This is a genomic window from Citrobacter sp. wls717 (assembly GCF_005280955.1).
Taxonomy (GTDB): domain Bacteria; phylum Pseudomonadota; class Gammaproteobacteria; order Enterobacterales; family Enterobacteriaceae; genus Citrobacter; species Citrobacter werkmanii.
This window is the reverse complement of record NZ_SZWW01000031.1, coordinates 330728-347954: the sequence shown is the minus strand read 5'-3', so window position 1 is coordinate 347954 and position 17227 is coordinate 330728. Positions and strand designations below refer to the sequence as shown.

The window sequence follows — 17227 nt, the reverse complement described above, 5'->3', positions numbered from 1 at the left end:
GTCATGCTACACATCCCAGCCCCCGTCACGCTCATCATTCTGCCCTTCATCAATCTAAAATTACCATATCTTGTATGGTTGAATATTTTTAAAACTACATCTAGTATCACTCCTATCAAGACACCTACAATCCGACGCTATCAATCGCGTCGATCTTTTATCTACAAATGGAAATACGAATCATGCGTATTATTATTTACACTCGTAATAACTGTGTTCAGTGCCACGCCACTAAGCGGGCAATGGAAAGCCGCGGGTTTGACTTTGAGATGGTAAATATTGATTTGCAGCCCGCTCTGGCTGACAGCCTGCGCGATCAAGGCTTTCGTCAGTTACCGGTCGTTGTCGCCGGGGAAACCAGTTGGTCCGGGTTTCGCCCGGACATGATCAACCGTCTGCGCCCACAACCCCATATGGCCAGCGCATGAGTCAGCTCGTCTACTTCTCCAGCAGCTCCGAAAATACGCACCGCTTTATCCAGCGTCTGGGGCTGCCTGCCATCCGCATTCCGCTTAATGAACGCGAGCGGATCCGGGTCGACGAACCTTACATCTTAATCGTGCCGTCCTACGGCGGCGGCGGAACGGCAGGCGCGGTTCCGAGACAGGTGATCCGCTTTTTAAACGATCCGCACAACCGGGCGTTAATCCGTGGGGTGATTGCTTCCGGCAATCGCAATTTCGGTGAAGCCTATGGCCGCGCGGGTGAAGTCATCTCACAAAAATGCGGCGTGCAGTGGCTCTGGCGCTTTGAGCTGATGGGCACCCAAAGCGATATCGACAACGTTCGACAAGGAGTGAGTGAATTTTGGCAACGACAACCGCAGAACGCATAACCCAGCCAACGCTGGATTATCACGCCCTGAACGCCATGCTGAATCTGTACGATAAAGCTGGACGCATTCAGTTCGACAAAGACCATGAGGCGGTGGAGGCTTTCTTTGCCGCCCACGTCCGCCCCAACTCGCTGACGTTTGCCAGCCAGCAGGAGCGCCTGGAAACGCTGGTTGCTGAAGGCTACTACGACGAAAGCGTATTAAGCCGTTACGATCGCGCATTTGTAATAAAGCTCTTTGCTCACGCCCACGCCAGCGGATTCCGGTTCCAGACGTTCCTCGGCGCATGGAAGTTCTACACCAGCTATACGCTGAAAACGTTCGACAGTAAGCGCTATCTCGAAGATTTTGAGGATCGGGTAACGATGGTGGCGCTCACGCTGGCGCAAGGCGATGAAACGCTCGCCATGCAGCTTAGCGATGAAATGCTCTCCGGACGCTTTCAGCCCGCCACGCCAACCTTCTTAAACTGCGGCAAACAGCAGCGCGGCGAGCTGGTTTCCTGCTTCCTGTTACGCATTGAAGACAACATGGAGTCCATTGGCCGGGCGGTTAACTCTGCACTGCAACTTTCCAAGCGCGGCGGCGGCGTAGCGTTTTTGCTCTCTAACCTGCGCGAAGCAGGTGCGCCGATTAAACGCATTGAAAACCAGTCCTCCGGCGTGATCCCGGTAATGAAAATGCTGGAAGATGCGTTTTCTTATGCCAATCAACTCGGCGCGCGTCAGGGCGCAGGCGCGGTGTATTTGCACGCGCATCATCCGGACATTTTGCGTTTTCTGGATACCAAACGTGAAAATGCCGACGAAAAAATACGTATCAAAACCCTGTCGCTTGGCGTAGTGATCCCGGACATTACCTTTAAACTGGCCAAAGAGAATGCCGACATGGCGCTGTTCTCGCCCTATGACGTGGAACGCATTTACGGCAAAGCGTTCGGCGATATCGCCGTCAGTGAACGCTATGACGAACTGCTTGCCGATGGACGCGTGCGCAAAAAATACATTAACGCCCGCGATTTCTTCCAGCGGCTGGCTGAGATCCAGTTTGAGTCCGGCTACCCTTACATCATGTTTGAAGATACGGTGAATCGCGCGAATCCGATTGCAGGTCGTATTAACATGAGCAATCTGTGCTCCGAAATTTTGCAGGTTAACAGCGCCTCCACCTACGATGAAAATCTCAACTACGCGCAGACCGGACACGATATCTCCTGCAACCTCGGCTCGCTGAATATCGCCCATACCATGGATTCCCCGGATTTTGGTCGTACCGTGGAAACGGCGATTCGCGGCTTAACCGCCGTTTCGGACATGAGTCATATTCGCAGCGTGCCCTCAATTGCAGCCGGAAACAGCGCATCGCACGCGATTGGTCTTGGTCAGATGAACCTGCATGGCTATCTGGCGCGGGAAGGCATCGCCTATGGCTCGCCGGAAGGGCTGGATTTCACCAATATCTACTTTTACACCATCACCTGGCATGCGCTGAATACGTCAATGAAGCTCGCCCGCGAACGTGGTAAAGCCTTTGCTGGATTCAGGCAGTCTCGCTACGCCAGCGGCGAGTATTTTAGCCAGTATCTGCAGGGTGACTGGCAGCCAAAAACCGACAAAGTTCGCGCGCTGTTTGCCGCCAGCGGCATTACGCTGCCGACGCGTGAGATGTGGGCGCAGTTGCGTGAAGATGTCATGCGCTACGGCATTTATAACCAGAATTTACAGGCAGTTCCGCCAACCGGCTCTATTTCCTACATCAACCATGCGACGTCAAGTATTCACCCGATCGTGTCAAAAGTGGAAATTCGCAAAGAGGGCAAAACCGGGCGCGTGTACTACCCTGCTCCTTTTATGACCAATGAGAATCTGGCCTTGTATCAGGATGCCTACGAGATTGGCCCACAAAAAATTATCGATACCTATGCTGAAGCGACGCGCCATGTCGATCAGGGACTGTCGCTGACGCTCTTTTTCCCCGATACCGCCACTACCCGCGATATTAACAAAGCGCAGATCTACGCCTGGCGTAAGGGCATTAAATCGCTGTACTACATCCGACTGCGTCAGCTGGCGCTGGAAGGGACCGAAATCGAAGGTTGCGTGTCATGCGCGCTGTAAGGAGGAGATCATGACATTATCCCGCGTGAGCGCCATCAACTGGAACAAGATTGAAGATGATAAAGACCTGGAGGTATGGAATCGCCTGACCAGTAACTTCTGGCTACCGGAAAAAGTCCCGCTTTCCAACGACGTCCCGTCCTGGCAAACGCTGAGCGCTGCCGAGCAGCAGTTAACTATCCGCGTTTTTACCGGGCTAACGCTACTCGACACCATTCAGAATGTTGCCGGTGCGCCAGCGCTAATGGCGGATTCATTAACCCCACACGAAGAAGCGGTGCTGTCGAATATCAGCTTTATGGAAGCCGTTCACGCCCGCTCATACAGCTCTATTTTCTCCACGCTTTGCCAGACCAAAGATGTGGATGCCGCCTACGCCTGGAGTGAGGAAAATATCCCGCTCCAACGTAAGGCGCAGATTATTCTGGCCCATTACGCCAGCGATAATCCGTATCACAAGAAGATTGCCAGCGTGTTTCTGGAATCATTCCTGTTCTATTCCGGCTTCTGGTTGCCGATGTATTTCTCCAGCCGCGGCAAACTGACTAATACCGCCGATCTCATTCGTCTGATCATTCGTGATGAAGCGGTCCACGGGTATTACATTGGTTATAAATTTCAAAAAAGCCTGGAGCATATTTCCGAATCCGCACGCGAGGAGTTAAAGAATTTTGCCCTCAATCTACTCATGGAGTTGTATGATAACGAAGCGCGTTATACAGAAGAATTGTATGCAGAAACCGGTTGGGTGGATGACGTCAAAGCCTTCCTTTGTTACAACGCCAATAAGGCATTAATGAATTTGGGTTATGAGGCGTTATTCCCGTCAGAAATGGCGGAGGTTAACCCGGCAATCCTTGCCGCGCTGTCGCCCAACGCAGACGAAAACCACGATTTCTTCTCAGGTTCTGGCTCATCTTATGTGATGGGTAAAGCTATCGAAACCGAAGACGACGACTGGAATTTTTAACTCTCATTTTCACGGGAAATACCGTACATTTTTCGCGGTAATATTTTAACAGGATCACACTTTTATCGTGCAATTATAATTGTGTGATCTACACTCAATATCAGCCGCATTATTCGCCTGCATTACACCAATTCAGGCGCTTTTTCATTGGCGTTTACAAAAAATATCAGTTAACGCACATTCACGCTCAGCCCTTATATCACGGGAAATCCCGCCGACTGACCTTCGGCAATATTCATGCCACAACTAAATTCAGGGTTGTCTCAGATTCTCAGTATGTTAGGGTAGAAAAAGGTCACTATTTCCATCAGGTAACATATCGATATAAACAAATAACAGGAATCATTCTATTGCATGGCAATTAAATTAGAAGTGAAGAACCTCTATAAGATATTTGGCGAGCATCCTCAGAGAGCGTTCAAATATATTGAAAAAGGACTTACAAAAGAGCAAATTCTGGAGAAAACAGGGCTATCGCTTGGCGTTAAAGACGCCAGTCTGGCCATTGAAGAAGGCGAGATATTTGTCATCATGGGATTATCCGGCTCGGGTAAATCCACAATGGTACGCCTTCTCAATCGCCTGATTGAACCCACCCGCGGACAGGTACTGATCGACGGCGTAGATATCGCCCGGATCTCCGATGCCGAACTCCGCGAGGTGCGCAGAAAAAAGATTGCGATGGTCTTTCAGTCCTTTGCCCTGATGCCGCATATGACGGTGCTGGACAATACGGCATTCGGCATGGAATTAGCCGGCGTCGCCGCGGATGAACGTCGCGAAAAGGCGCTGGATGCGCTACGTCAGGTCGGTCTGGAGAATTACGCTCACAGCTACCCGGATGAACTTTCCGGGGGGATGCGCCAGCGTGTAGGCCTTGCCCGCGCATTAGCCATTAATCCTGACATCTTATTAATGGATGAGGCCTTCTCAGCCCTCGATCCATTAATTCGTACCGAGATGCAGGATGAACTGGTAAAACTCCAGGCGAAGCATCAACGCACCGTGGTCTTTATTTCCCATGATCTCGACGAAGCTATGCGTATTGGCGACAGAATTGCCATTATGCAAAACGGTGAAGTAGTACAGGTCGGTACACCGGATGAAATCCTGAATAATCCGGCTAATGATTATGTACGCACCTTCTTCCGCGGCGTTGATATTAGCCAGGTGTTCAGCGCGAAAGATATTTCCCGCCGTAGCCCCGAAGGTTTAATTCGTAAAACACCCGGTGTAGGCCCTCGTTCGGCGCTGCAATTATTGCAGGACAAAGATCGCGAATATGGTTACGTGATCGAACGTGGCAATAAATTCGTCGGCGTCGTCTCTATCGACTCACTAAAAACCGCGCTTAGTCAGGCGCAAGGTATTGAAGCGGCGTTGATCAATGAACCGCTGGCTGTCGATGCACAAACTCCTCTCAGCGAGTTGCTTTCTCATGTCGGCCAGGCACCGTGCGCGGTACCGGTAGTTGACGAGGAACAGCAGTATGTGGGCGTTATTTCAAAACGCATGCTGTTACAGGCTTTAGATCGTGAGGGGGCAAACAATGGCTGATCAAACTAATCCGTGGGATACCACACCAGCGGCCGATAGCGCCGCACAAACCGCCGATGCGTGGAGCACACCATCCTCCGCGCCTACTGACGGCGGTAGCGCAGACTGGCTGACCAGCGCGCCCGCGCCGGCACCAGAGCATTTTAATATTATGGATCCGTTCCATAAGACGCTGATCCCATTGGACAGTTGGGTCACCGAGGGGATCGACTGGGTGGTTACCCATTTTCGTCCGGTCTTCCAGGGCATCCGTGTACCGGTGGATTACATTCTCAACGGCTTCCAGCAAATGCTGTTAGGTATGCCAGCCCCCGTGGCGATTATCCTGTTCGCCCTGATCGCCTGGCAGATTTCCGGCGTTGGAATGGGTGTCGCGACGCTGATTTCGTTGATTGCTATCGGCGCCATTGGCGCGTGGTCGCAAGCGATGATCACGCTGGCGCTGGTGCTGACCGCGTTACTGTTCTGTGTGGTGATCGGTCTGCCGATGGGCATCTGGTTGGCGCGCAGCCCTCGGGCGGCAAAGATTGTTCGTCCGCTGCTGGATGCGATGCAAACCACCCCCGCTTTCGTGTATTTGGTGCCGATTGTCATGCTGTTCGGTATTGGTAACGTCCCGGGCGTAGTGGTGACGATTATCTTCGCCCTGCCGCCAATCGTCCGTCTGACCATTCTGGGGATTAACCAGGTGCCGGCCGACCTGATTGAAGCCTCGCGCTCGTTTGGCGCCAGCCCGCGTCAGATGCTGTTTAAAGTGCAGCTCCCGCTGGCGATGCCCACGATTATGGCCGGGGTTAACCAAACGCTGATGCTGGCGCTCTCGATGGTGGTCATCGCCTCGATGATTGCCGTTGGCGGATTGGGTCAGATGGTTCTGCGCGGAATTGGTCGTCTGGATATGGGATTAGCCACGGTTGGTGGCGTTGGGATTGTGATCCTCGCCATCATCCTGGATCGCCTGACGCAGGCCGTTGGTCGCGATTCGCGTAGCCGGGGTAACCGTCGCTGGTACACCACCGGTCCCGTTGGGCTTATCACTCGCCCTTTCACGAAGTAATACACCCGTTGCCCGGTGGCGCTGCGCTTACCGGGCCTACACGTCCCTCCAATAATTAAGGAACAACGATGCGACAGAAAGTTATTATTGCCACAGCGTTTGCCACCCTTGTCTCCACCAGCACTTTCGCTGCCGACCTGCCGGGCAAAGGCATTACCGTCCAGCCAATCCAGAGCACTATCTCTGAAGAATCCTTCCAGACGCAGCTGGTTGCCCGCGCGCTGGAGAAACTGGGTTACACCGTTAACAAAACCAGCGAAGTTGACTATAACGTCGGCTATACCTCCATTGCCTCTGGCGATGCAACTTTTACCGCCGTGAACTGGCAGCCGCTGCATGATGATATGTACGCCGCGGCGGGCGGAGACAAAAAGTTTTATCGCGAGGGGGTATTCGTTACGGGTGCCGCACAGGGTTATCTGATCGACAAAAAAACCGCTGAGCAGTACAAAATCACCAACATCGCCCAGTTAAAAGATCCCAAGATCGCTAAAATTTTTGACACCAACGGCGACGGCAAAGCCGATATGATGGGCTGTTCGCCAGGCTGGGGCTGTGAAGCGGTGATCAACCACCAGAACAAAGCCTTCGATCTGGAAAAAACGGTCGAGGTCAGCCACGGTAACTATGCGGCGATGATGGCAGACACCATCACCCGCTTTAAAGAAGGCAAACCCATTCTTTACTACACCTGGACGCCGTACTGGGTCAGCGACGTGATGAAGCCGGGCAAAGATGTGGTCTGGTTGCAGGTACCGTTCTCTTCCCTGCCGGGTGAGCAGAAAGATATCGATACCAAATTGCCAAACGGCGCTAACTACGGCTTCCCGGTGAACACCATGCACATCGTCGCCAACAAAGCCTGGGCGGAGAAAAACCCGGCGGCAGCGAAACTGTTCGCTATCATGAAATTACCGTTGGCGGATATCAACGCACAGAACGCGATGATGCATGATGGTAAAGCGTCTGAAGCCGATGTTCAGGGTCACGTAGACGGCTGGATCAAAGCCCACCAGCAGCAGTTTGACGGCTGGGTGAACGAAGCGCTGGCTGCGCAGAAATAACCCACTCGCAGGTCTGATAAGCATAGCGCCATCAGCCACAGTAACCGCACCATTGCCGGATACGCTAACGCTTATCCGGCCTGTTTCCCTCTATCCCACCTAAACCGCACAATCCATCACCCAACAAATCAGCAACAGTTAATCACTTCCGTTATGATTGTTTTCTGCAACCCATTATTCAGTTGAAAACCATGACGAAAACCACTCAGGGACTTAGCCCTTCGCTGATCCTGTTAATGTCTATCGCCACCGGCCTTGCCGTCGCCAGTAACTATTACGCACAACCGCTGCTCGACACCATCGCCCGCAACTTCTCACTGTCTGCCAGTACAGCAGGATTTATCGTCACCGCGGCCCAACTCGGCTATGCCGCAGGTTTGCTATTCCTGGTACCGCTTGGCGATATGTTTGAGCGACGGATGTTGATTGTCTCCATGACGCTGCTGGCGGCTGGCGGCATGCTGATTACCGCCAGCAGCCAGTCGTTGGGCATGCTGATCCTCGGCACCGCCCTGACCGGACTGTTCTCGGTAGTGGCGCAGATCCTGGTTCCACTGGCGGCAACGCTTGCCACCCCGGACAAGCGCGGGAAAGTCGTCGGGACGATTATGAGCGGCCTGTTGCTGGGTATTCTGCTGGCGCGTACCGTAGCAGGGTTACTGGCGAACCTTGGCGGTTGGCGCACCGTATTTTGGGTGGCATCGATACTGATGGCATTGATGGCGATTGCGCTGTGGCGCGGTCTGCCGAAGATGAAATCAGATACCCAGCTTAACTATCCGCAGCTGTTAGGTTCCGTATTCAGCCTGTTTACCCATGATAAATTGCTGCGTACCCGCGCAATGCTGGGTTGCCTGACTTTCGCCAACTTCAGCATTCTGTGGACCTCAATGGCATTTTTGCTCGCCGCGCCGCCGTTTAACTATTCTGAAGGGATGATCGGTCTATTCGGTCTGGCGGGAGCCGCGGGGGCGTTAGGCGCACGCCCGGCGGGTGGTTTTGCCGATAAAGGAAAATCACATCTCACCACTACCGTCGGCCTGTTGTTACTGTTGCTCTCGTGGCTGGCTATCTGGCTCGGACATACTTCGGTGCCAATGCTGATTATCGGTATTCTGGTTCTGGATCTCACCGTTCAGGGGGTGCATATCACTAACCAGACGGTTATCTATCGCATTCATCCGGATGCGCGTAACCGTCTGACCGCCGGCTACATGACCAGCTATTTTATTGGCGGGGCCGCTGGTTCGTTGATTTCGGCCTCCGCCTGGCAACATGCCGGTTGGGCTGGCGTTTGTCTGGCGGGTACGACCGTTGCCGTACTCAACCTGTTGGTCTGGTGGCGAGGTTTTCACCGTCAGGAAGCCGTAAATTAAGCGTATAGCGCTTGTTTACCGCTGATTGGGCTCCTCAGGGTGTTAAGGAGCCCATCAGTCTGCTAAGGTTATAACTCATTGAACCAAGTTATATTAATTTCGGTAATGAAACCTATAACCCTATGGAAAGCCCTATACCCCAGTCCGGATCCCGTTCGGCGACGTTAACGGAAGGATTCAAAGACAGTCTGCCGATAGTTATCAGCTATATTCCGGTCGCTTTTGCATTTGGTCTAAATGCTACTCGCCTTGGCTTTACGCCGGTCGAAAGCGTCTTTTTCTCCTGCATTATCTATGCGGGAGCCAGCCAGTTTGTCATTACCACCATGCTTGCCGCAGGCAGTTCTCTGTGGGTCGCCGCACTGACCGTTATGGCTATGGATATCCGCCATGTTTTATACGGTCCCTCCCTGCGCAGTCGCATCACACAGCGCCTGAACAAACCCAAAAGCGCGCTGTGGGCCTTTGGCCTCACCGATGAAGTCTTTGCCGCCGCAACGGCTAAACTGGTCCGGGATAATCGGCGCTGGAGTGAAAACTGGATGATTGGCATTGCGCTATGTTCCTGGGCTTCCTGGGTATTCGGCACAGTGATCGGCGCGTTTTCCGGTAGTGGTTTACTCAAAGATTATCCCGCGGTTGAAGCGGCACTGGGCTTCATGCTTCCGGCGCTATTTATGAGTTTCCTGCTCGCCTCTTTCCAGCGTCAACAGGCGCTCTGCGTGACTGCCGCACTGGCAGGCGCGCTGGCCGGGGTAATACTCTTTTCTATCCCTGCTGCCATCCTTTTGGGCATCATCTGTGGATGCCTGACCGCGCTGCTCCAGTCATTTTGGCAGGGAGGACCTGATGAGCTATGAAGTTTTACTGCTCGGCCTGCTGGTCGGCTGCGTGAATTATTGCTTTCGCTATTTACCGCTCCGTCTTGGGGTAGGGAATGTTCGCCCGACAAGACGCGGTGCGACGGGCATATTACTTGACACCATTGGCATTGCATCAATTTGCGCCCTGTTGGTGGTGTCTACCGCGCCAGAAGTGATGCACGATGCTCGTCGGTTCGTGCCTACGCTGGTGGGGTTTGTCATACTGGGCGCAAGCTTCTATAAGACCCGCAGCATCATCATTCCGACCTTACTGAGTGCTCTGGGCTACGGATTAGCCTGGAAAATGCTGGTTGGCTTATAGACAAAAACAATCATTTTAAATAAATAATACATTTACTTTATTTGTCACTGTCGTTACTATATCGGCTGAAATTAATGAGGTTATACCCAAATGGATAGTTCGTTTACGCCCATTGAACAAATGCTAAAATTTCGCGCCAGCCGCTACGAAGAGTTCCCTTATCAGGAAGTGCTTCTGACTCGTCTTTGCATGCACATGCAGGGCAAGCTGCTGGAAAATCGCAATAAGATGCTGAAAGCTCAAGGGATTAACGAGACATTGTTTATGGCGTTGATTACGCTGGAGTCTCAGGAAAACCACAGTATTCAGCCTTCTGAACTGAGTTGCGCGCTCGGCTCGTCACGGACTAACGCTACCCGCATTGCGGATGAGTTAGAAAAACGTGGCTGGATTGAACGTCGCGAAAGCGATAACGATCGCCGCTGTCTGCATCTGCAATTGACCGAAAAAGGCCATGCTTTTTTGCAAGAGGTGTTACCACCTCAGCACAACTGCCTGCATCAACTCTGGTCATCTCTTAGCACCACCGAAAAAGATCAGCTTGAGCAAATCACCCGTAAACTTCTGACCCGTCTTGACCAGATGGAGCAGGATGGCACGGTATTAGAAGCGCTGCGCTAACGCGCCGACTCGCTCAGAAATCCAGATTTATAAATGAAAACCGACAGGCCAGCACGCATACTGCTGGCCTTTCTGATGAACAGGTCGGCTCAGCCGATGTGAAAAAAATAAGATCGTGGAGAACAACATGAGCGCAAATGCGGAGACTCAAACCCCGCAGCAACCGGTTAAGAAGAATGGCAAACGTAAAAGTATGCTGCTCCTTCTGACCTTGCTCTTTATTATCATTGCCGTGGCATATGGGATTTATTGGTTTTTAGTACTACGTCATTACGAAGATACTGACGATGCGTACGTGGCAGGGAACCAGGTTCAGATCATGGCGCAGGTATCAGGCAGCGTGACGAAAGTCTGGGCTGATAACACTGACTTTGTTAAACAAGGCGATGTGCTGGTTACTCTCGATCAGACGGATGCTAAGCAGGCATTCGAAAAAGCCAAAACGGCATTGGCTTCCAGCGTGCGCCAGACGCACCAACTGATGATCAACAGTAAGCAGTTACAGGCTAGCATTGAAGTGCAGAGAACCGCGCTGGCGCAGGCACAAAGCGACTTTAATCGCCGCGTCCCGCTGGGCAACGCCAACCTGATTGGCCGCGAAGAGCTGCAACATGCGCGAGATGCCGTTGCCAGCGCTCAGGCGCAGCTTGATGTCGCTATCCAGCAATATAATGCTAACCAGGCAATGATTCTCGGCAGCAAGCTGGAAGATCAGCCCGCCGTACAACAGGCCGCCACCGAAGTGCGCAACGCCTGGCTGGCGCTGGAACGTACCAGAATCGTCAGTCCAATGACCGGCTATGTTTCCCGTCGTGCCGTACAGCCTGGCGCGCAAATCAGCCCAACCACGCCGCTGATGGCAGTTGTTCCGGCCACCAACCTGTGGGTCGATGCTAACTTTAAAGAAACGCAGCTTGCGCACATGCGTATCGGCCAGCCTGCGACGGTTATCAGTGATATTTACGGCGATGACGTGAAATACACCGGTAAAATTGTTGGCCTTGATATGGGTACGGGCAGCGCCTTCTCCCTGCTGCCTGCGCAAAACGCAACCGGTAACTGGATCAAAGTCGTCCAGCGTCTGCCGGTACGTATCGAACTGGATGCGCAGCAGCTGGCGCAACATCCGTTGCGGATCGGTTTGTCCACGCTGGTTACGGTAGATACCTCCAATCGTGACGGACAGATTCTGGCAAGCCAGGTCCGCACCACGCCGGTATCAGAAAGTAATGCACGTGAAATCAACCTTGCTCCGGTCAATAAAATGATCGAAGAGATCGTGCGGGCCAACGCGGGCTAATTCAAAGGTGCGTGTGATGCAACAGCAAAAACCGCTGGAAGGCGCGCAGCTCGTCATTATGACGATCGCGCTGTCTCTGGCGACATTCATGCAGGTGCTGGACTCCACCATTGCTAACGTGGCGATCCCTACTATCGCCGGGAACCTGGGCTCTTCGCTGAGCCAGGGAACCTGGGTGATCACCTCATTCGGGGTGGCGAACGCTATCTCAATTCCAATCACCGGTTGGTTGGCAAAGCGCTTTGGCGAAGTAAGGCTATTCATGTGGTCAACGACTGCCTTCGTCATTGCGTCATGGGCATGCGGGATGTCCACCAGCCTGAACATGCTGATTTTCTTCCGTGTGGTACAAGGGATTGTCGCCGGTCCACTAATTCCGCTTTCGCAAAGCCTGCTGCTGAATAATTATCCTCCCGCCAAGCGTTCCATTGCCCTCGCGCTGTGGTCGATGACGGTGATTGTCGCCCCAATATGCGGCCCTATTCTTGGGGGCTATATCAGCGACAACTATCACTGGGGTTGGATATTCTTCATCAACGTGCCAATCGGCGCGGCGGTGGTATTGATGACTCTGCAAACTCTACGCGGGCGAGAAACCAAAACCGAGCAGCGACGCATTGACGCCATTGGTTTGGCATTGCTGGTCATTGGTATCGGTAGCTTGCAGATTATGCTCGACCGCGGCAAAGAGCTGGACTGGTTTGCCTCACAGGAGATTATCATCCTGACGGTGGTCGCCGTTGTCGCTATCAGCTTCCTGATCGTCTGGGAGCTTACCGACGAACACCCGATTGTCGATCTCTCGCTGTTTAAGTCGCGAAACTTTACCATCGGCTGCTTGTGTATCAGTCTGGCCTATATGCTCTACTTCGGCGCAATCGTCCTGCTGCCGCAGCTATTGCAGGAGGTTTACGGATATACGGCAACCTGGGCCGGTCTGGCCTCCGCCCCGGTTGGGGTGATCCCGGTGATCCTGTCGCCGATAATCGGTCGCTTCGCGCATAAGCTGGATATGCGTCGTCTGGTCACGTTCAGTTTTATTATGTACGCCGTCTGTTTCTACTGGCGCGCATGGACGTTCGAACCGGGTATGGATTTTGGCGCATCGGCCTGGCCGCAGTTTATTCAGGGATTCGCGGTAGCCTGCTTCTTTATGCCGCTGACGACCATTACGCTGTCCGGTTTACCGCCTGAACGTCTGGCGGCGGCGTCCAGCTTGTCTAACTTTACGCGAACGCTGGCAGGTTCTATCGGAACCTCCATCACCACGACAATGTGGACTAACCGTGAGTCGCTACACCATGCGCAGTTAACGGAGTCCGTTAACCCCTACAACCCAAATGCACAGGCTATGTATAACCAACTGCAGGGATTAGGGATGAGCAAGGAGCAAGCCTCTGGCTGGCTGGCCCAACAGATAACCAATCAAGGGCTGATCATTTCCGCCAACGAAATCTTCTGGATGTCAGCAGGGATCTTCCTGGTGCTGCTTGGTCTTGTCTGGTTCGCTAAACCGCCGTTTGGCGCGGGCGGCGGCGCGGGCGGCGCACATTGATCAAAAAAGCCAGTTCAGATGAACTGGCTTTTTTATACCGGCTGGCGCCTATTATTTGTCGACCAGATGAGAAGCGTGAGCTTCACCATCCAGCATGACAACTAAATATGCAGTTCCTGCAGCTTCTCTTTCGGCAGTGCCAGCTCTTCATTGCTGTTCACACGAACATCGTGCTCAAGGATATGACGGGCAATGTCCTGCGCTTCACTGAGAGAGTGCATCTGATACGTGCCGCACTGGTAAATGTTCAGTTCTGGGATCTGGTTTTGATCCTGCACTTTCAGTACGTCAGCCATCGCCGCTTTCCACGCGTCGGCAACACGCTGCTCGTCCGGCGTGCCAATCAGGCTCATGTAGAAGCCGGTGCGGCATCCCATCGGAGAGATATCGATAATCTCAACGCCGTTACCGTTGAGGTGGTTACGCATAAAACCTGCAAACAGGTGTTCCAGCGTATGGATACCTTTCTCAGGCATCACTTCTTTGTTCGGAATGCAGAAACGCAGATCAAACACGGTGATTGCGTCGCCATGCGGGGTGTTCATCGTTTTTGCAACCCGGACCGCGGGAGCTTCCATCCGGGTGTGATCGACAGTAAAACTATCTAACAACGGCATTTAGCCACCTCCGATAAATTTTTTAAAAATAATCTGAACTCTTTGTTCCGGGGCGAGTCTGAGTATATGAAAGACGCGCATTTGTTATCATCATCCCTGTTTTCAGAGATGAAATTTTGGCCACTCCCGAGTGGCCTTTTTCTTTTGTATCAAGCGTGCTTTTCCAGCCACACGCTAAACGGCTCGGTATCAGCCGCTTCGATCTCCTGCTGACGACGCTTTGACGCTTCGGTTTCAGCAATAAACTCTTCTTCCTGCAATATTTCCAACGGCTCTTCGCGCAGAAGGTTTCGGTATGCCTCACCCAACGCTTTGCCCGTACCGCCAATGCCTTCATCAATCATAGACCGTAGGATCCGGGCAGAGAATGTCAGTTCAGGATTATCAAAGCAGGCGACCAACTCGTCGCATACCTTTTGATACTCCTCTCCCCCGTGGATGCTGTCCAGCGTTTGTGCTACGCGTTTCAGGTCGCGGAACAAATCTTTACCCACTTTAGGCAGTGGGAACTGCGCTGTCTCACAGCCAATGCCTAAGGTCAGGCCAGGCTTACGCCCTTCCAGAATAACGCGATTCCAGTTAGTACGCGTACATAACAGCTCATCGCTACTCATTTCCGGCGCATCGGCCAATGCGCACCAGACCATAAACAGATCGAGGAAGCGTACCTGTTGCTCGTCTACGCCGATTGGTGAGAACGGGTTAATATCCAGTGAACGTACTTCGATGTACTCAATACCGCCACGCAGAAGCGCGTCAGAAGGCGTTTCACCACGACGAGTGACGCGTTTCGGACGGATAGGCGCATACAGTTCATTTTCAATCTGCAAAACGTTGCTGTTAATTTGCAGACGCTTACCGTCCTTCTCCAGACCGATCGCCGCGTACTCCTCGGAAGGGGTTTTAATCGCGCGCTTTAATCCTGCCACATACTCATGCAAATCGTTAAACGTAATTCCGAGATTGCTTTGCGACTTATTGGTATAGCCCAAATCGCTCAAACGCAGCGACGTCGCGTACGGCAGGTAATACATCCCACAGTCGGTTTTTTCAAACGGCAGGGTGGTCGGTTTTCCTTGCAGGAAGGAGGAACAAATGGCCGGAGAAGCGCCAAACAGATACGGGATGACCCAGCCAAAACGGTAATAGTTACGGATCAGACGGAAGTAACCCGCAGAGATCTTCTCTTTAGCATCTTCACCGTCCGTTACGCCGCATTTCGCCTGCCAGAAAGCCATCGGCAGCGAGAAGTTGTAATGTACGCCGGAGATGGTCTGCATCAACGCGCCATAACGGTTTTTGAGGCCTTCGCGATAAAGCGTTTTCAAACGACCGGTATTCGACGTACCGTACTGCGCCAGCTCAATATCCTGACCGTCGGCAATATAGCAAGGCATGCTCAACGGCCACATACGCTCGTCGCCCAGGTTTCTGGCGGTATAACGATGCAGGTCGCGCATGAACGTCAGCATTTTATGAATATCGTCGCCAGGTGGAGTAATAAACTCCAGCAGCGCTTCGGCAAAGTCCGTGGTTATCCACTTATGTGTTAGCGCTGAGCCTAACACCTCAGGATGGCCTGTCGTCGCCAATGACCCATCAGCATTGACGCGCAGCGTTTCACGCTCCAGCCCACGTTGAATCCCCTTTAACGCCTGAGGATGGTTTTCCAGCCAGGCCAGCGCCTGTGATACGTTCGGGATCAAATTGACCTCCCGCCTGTCAAAATCGTTTTAATTAGCATAATGGTATTGGTTACCCTGAAGGCTATCTCACAACACAATTAGTGCCACCACATAATGCCTTGCGTCGTAACCGCTGCGACAACAACATAGCGCAACGCCTTGCCAAGGCATAAGAAAAAGAGAACTGGGCCCCACGAGATGCGCATCCATCCAGCTAACAGGCACAGTAAATCACCCACAACCGGCATCCAGCTTAATAATAGTGTGACAGCGCCATAGCGCCGCAGCCAGCCAGTGGCTTTCTCTTGCCAGCGCGATGTTTTACGCAATGGAAAGAAACGCCCAAGGATAACGTTAGTTAACCCTCCAAGGCTATTACCCATTGTTGCTGTTAAGACTAAGACCCAGGGATGACTTACCCCAGAAATCAGCAAGGCAACCAGAACAACTTCAGAATTGCCGAGTAATAGCGTGGCGCTGAGAAAACTGCTGGCAAACAGTGACAGGAGCGATAGTCCATCACTCACAATAACCGAACATCCACGGCGTCCATCCCCGCTGCGCTCGCCGCCTGCAGTCCAAAATCGGCATCTTCAAACACGACGCAGCGCGCCGGAACAACCCCCATTCGCTCAGCACAAAGCAAGAACGTATCAGGAGCAGGCTTATGGCGTTGTACGTGATCGGCGGCCACCACAGCATCAAAATAACGACGCAGACCAAGGTGAGCGAGTAGAGCCTCTGCAATTGCGCTTTCACTCCCCGTCCCTACCGACATAGGACGGCGGCCATACCAGGCTTTCACTACTTCAACCAACGGTAAAGGCTGGACGCTATCCAGCAGCATGCTTTTTACCTTGTCCGTTTTTTCTCGTGCCAAAACATGGGGGTCAAGATCGGCATGATTCAATTCAATCACCGCCAGGGCAATACGCCACGTTGGAGAGCCGTTGAGGGCAACCATGGCTTGTTCATCAAACCGTAGCCCATAATGGCCCAATACCTCATGCCACGCCTTACGGTGCGTAGGTTCGGTATCCAGGATGGTGCCATCCATATCAAAAATCAAACCCGCATAACGTTCGTACATCGTCTTCTCACAAGCCGAATGACCAGACGTTATTTTATCGTAATTGATTGATTTTGTCGCTGACAGCGAATTGAGGGATGTTCAGGGAATATGTGGAAATGATTCATGAGGGGGAAATTGTACTGGCGATTATCTCGCAGACCATGAAGAAACAGTTTCGCTGTTATTCAGGAGAAGATGGTGCATCCGGGAGGATGA

The 17227-nt window shown here is 52.6% G+C and carries 17 protein-coding genes; 13 read left to right on the top strand and 4 right to left on the bottom strand.

Features of this window, described 5'->3' with window-relative positions; translation table 11 throughout:
- Positions 1-182 precede the first annotated feature (182 nt).
- From nrdH to emrB, 13 genes are all read left to right on the top strand, one after another.
- Complete coding sequence (gene nrdH / locus FDX09_RS16490; RefSeq protein ID WP_137347534.1) at positions 183-428, top strand: glutaredoxin-like protein NrdH; 246 nt, start codon at positions 183-185, stop codon at positions 426-428.
- Entirely contained in the window at positions 425-835 is a 411-nt protein-coding gene (gene nrdI, locus FDX09_RS16485) for a class Ib ribonucleoside-diphosphate reductase assembly flavoprotein NrdI (RefSeq protein ID WP_137347533.1), read from the top strand. The genes nrdH and nrdI overlap by 4 nt, the downstream gene beginning before the upstream one ends.
- Positions 808-2952 (top strand): class 1b ribonucleoside-diphosphate reductase subunit alpha, encoded by a 2145-nt coding sequence (gene nrdE / locus FDX09_RS16480; RefSeq protein ID WP_137347532.1) that lies wholly within the window; start codon positions 808-810, stop codon positions 2950-2952. Before nrdI ends, nrdE begins: the two co-directional genes overlap by 28 nt.
- A 10-nt stretch (positions 2953-2962) precedes the next feature.
- A complete protein-coding gene (gene nrdF / locus FDX09_RS16475; protein ID WP_137347531.1) occupies positions 2963-3922 on the top strand; it encodes a class 1b ribonucleoside-diphosphate reductase subunit beta in 960 nt (319 codons plus the stop codon).
- Positions 3923-4276: 354 nt separating this feature from the next.
- On the top strand, positions 4277-5479 hold the full coding sequence (proV, locus tag FDX09_RS16470; protein ID WP_038632990.1) for a glycine betaine/L-proline ABC transporter ATP-binding protein ProV: 1203 nt from the start codon (positions 4277-4279) through the stop codon (positions 5477-5479).
- Complete coding sequence (gene proW, locus FDX09_RS16465) at positions 5472-6536, top strand: glycine betaine/L-proline ABC transporter permease ProW (protein ID WP_038632993.1); 1065 nt, start codon at positions 5472-5474, stop codon at positions 6534-6536. The genes proV and proW overlap by 8 nt, the downstream gene beginning before the upstream one ends.
- A gap of 68 nt (positions 6537-6604) precedes the next feature.
- On the top strand, positions 6605-7600 hold the full coding sequence (proX, locus tag FDX09_RS16460) for a glycine betaine/L-proline ABC transporter substrate-binding protein ProX (RefSeq protein ID WP_003825976.1): 996 nt from the start codon (positions 6605-6607) through the stop codon (positions 7598-7600).
- A 191-nt stretch (positions 7601-7791) separates the two neighbouring features.
- Positions 7792-8976 (top strand): MFS transporter, encoded by a 1185-nt coding sequence (locus tag FDX09_RS16455; RefSeq protein ID WP_137347530.1) that lies wholly within the window; start codon positions 7792-7794, stop codon positions 8974-8976.
- A gap of 122 nt (positions 8977-9098) precedes the next feature.
- Positions 9099-9836, top strand: a complete 738-nt coding sequence (locus FDX09_RS16450) for an AzlC family ABC transporter permease (protein WP_069324583.1) — start codon at positions 9099-9101, stop codon at positions 9834-9836.
- On the top strand, positions 9826-10161 hold the full coding sequence (gene ygaH, locus FDX09_RS16445; protein ID WP_042313111.1) for an L-valine transporter subunit YgaH: 336 nt from the start codon (positions 9826-9828) through the stop codon (positions 10159-10161). The genes FDX09_RS16450 and ygaH overlap by 11 nt, the downstream gene beginning before the upstream one ends.
- A gap of 90 nt (positions 10162-10251) precedes the next feature.
- The gene (gene emrR / locus FDX09_RS16440; protein ID WP_042313109.1) at positions 10252-10782 is read left to right on the top strand and encodes a multidrug efflux transporter EmrAB transcriptional repressor EmrR; all 531 of its coding nucleotides are present in this window, start codon (positions 10252-10254) and stop codon (positions 10780-10782) included.
- 127 nt (positions 10783-10909) lie between these two features.
- A complete protein-coding gene (gene emrA, locus FDX09_RS16435) occupies positions 10910-12082 on the top strand; it encodes a multidrug efflux MFS transporter periplasmic adaptor subunit EmrA (RefSeq protein ID WP_085048879.1) in 1173 nt (390 codons plus the stop codon).
- Positions 12083-12098: 16 nt separating this feature from the next.
- Positions 12099-13637: a multidrug efflux MFS transporter permease subunit EmrB gene (gene emrB / locus FDX09_RS16430; protein ID WP_069324580.1), complete on the top strand. Its 1539-nt coding sequence runs from the start codon at positions 12099-12101 to the stop codon at positions 13635-13637.
- 101 nt (positions 13638-13738) lie between these two features.
- Here emrB and luxS read toward each other — a convergent pair whose 3' ends face one another.
- From luxS to yqaB, 4 genes are all read right to left on the bottom strand, one after another.
- Entirely contained in the window at positions 13739-14254 is a 516-nt protein-coding gene (luxS, locus tag FDX09_RS16425) for an S-ribosylhomocysteine lyase (protein WP_006687194.1), read from the bottom strand.
- A gap of 149 nt (positions 14255-14403) precedes the next feature.
- Positions 14404-15960: a glutamate--cysteine ligase gene (gshA, locus tag FDX09_RS16420; protein WP_137347529.1), complete on the bottom strand. Its 1557-nt coding sequence runs from the start codon at positions 15958-15960 to the stop codon at positions 14404-14406.
- Between the two features lie 77 nt (positions 15961-16037).
- A complete protein-coding gene (locus FDX09_RS16415) occupies positions 16038-16466 on the bottom strand; it encodes a YqaA family protein (RefSeq protein ID WP_137347528.1) in 429 nt (142 codons plus the stop codon).
- Positions 16463-17029, bottom strand: a complete 567-nt coding sequence (yqaB, locus tag FDX09_RS16410; RefSeq protein WP_137347527.1) for a fructose-1-phosphate/6-phosphogluconate phosphatase — start codon at positions 17027-17029, stop codon at positions 16463-16465. The genes FDX09_RS16415 and yqaB overlap by 4 nt, the downstream gene beginning before the upstream one ends.
- Positions 17030-17227 lie beyond the last annotated feature (198 nt).

Coding starts and splice junctions, on each gene's coding strand:
- nrdH (WP_137347534.1), top strand. CDS start 183: ATGCGTATTATTATTTACACTCGTAATAACTGTGTTCAGTGCCACGCC.
- nrdI (WP_137347533.1), top strand. CDS start 425: ATGAGTCAGCTCGTCTACTTCTCCAGCAGCTCCGAAAATACGCACCGC.
- nrdF (WP_137347531.1), top strand. CDS start 2,963: ATGACATTATCCCGCGTGAGCGCCATCAACTGGAACAAGATTGAAGAT.
- proV (WP_038632990.1), top strand. CDS start 4,277: ATGGCAATTAAATTAGAAGTGAAGAACCTCTATAAGATATTTGGCGAG.
- proW (WP_038632993.1), top strand. CDS start 5,472: ATGGCTGATCAAACTAATCCGTGGGATACCACACCAGCGGCCGATAGC.
- proX (WP_003825976.1), top strand. CDS start 6,605: ATGCGACAGAAAGTTATTATTGCCACAGCGTTTGCCACCCTTGTCTCC.
- FDX09_RS16455 (WP_137347530.1), top strand. CDS start 7,792: ATGACGAAAACCACTCAGGGACTTAGCCCTTCGCTGATCCTGTTAATG.
- FDX09_RS16450 (WP_069324583.1), top strand. CDS start 9,099: ATGGAAAGCCCTATACCCCAGTCCGGATCCCGTTCGGCGACGTTAACG.
- ygaH (WP_042313111.1), top strand. CDS start 9,826: ATGAGCTATGAAGTTTTACTGCTCGGCCTGCTGGTCGGCTGCGTGAAT.
- emrR (WP_042313109.1), top strand. CDS start 10,252: ATGGATAGTTCGTTTACGCCCATTGAACAAATGCTAAAATTTCGCGCC.
- emrA (WP_085048879.1), top strand. CDS start 10,910: ATGAGCGCAAATGCGGAGACTCAAACCCCGCAGCAACCGGTTAAGAAG.
- emrB (WP_069324580.1), top strand. CDS start 12,099: ATGCAACAGCAAAAACCGCTGGAAGGCGCGCAGCTCGTCATTATGACG.
- luxS (WP_006687194.1), bottom strand. CDS start 14,254: ATGCCGTTGTTAGATAGTTTTACTGTCGATCACACCCGGATGGAAGCT.
- yqaB (WP_137347527.1), bottom strand. CDS start 17,029: ATGTACGAACGTTATGCGGGTTTGATTTTTGATATGGATGGCACCATC.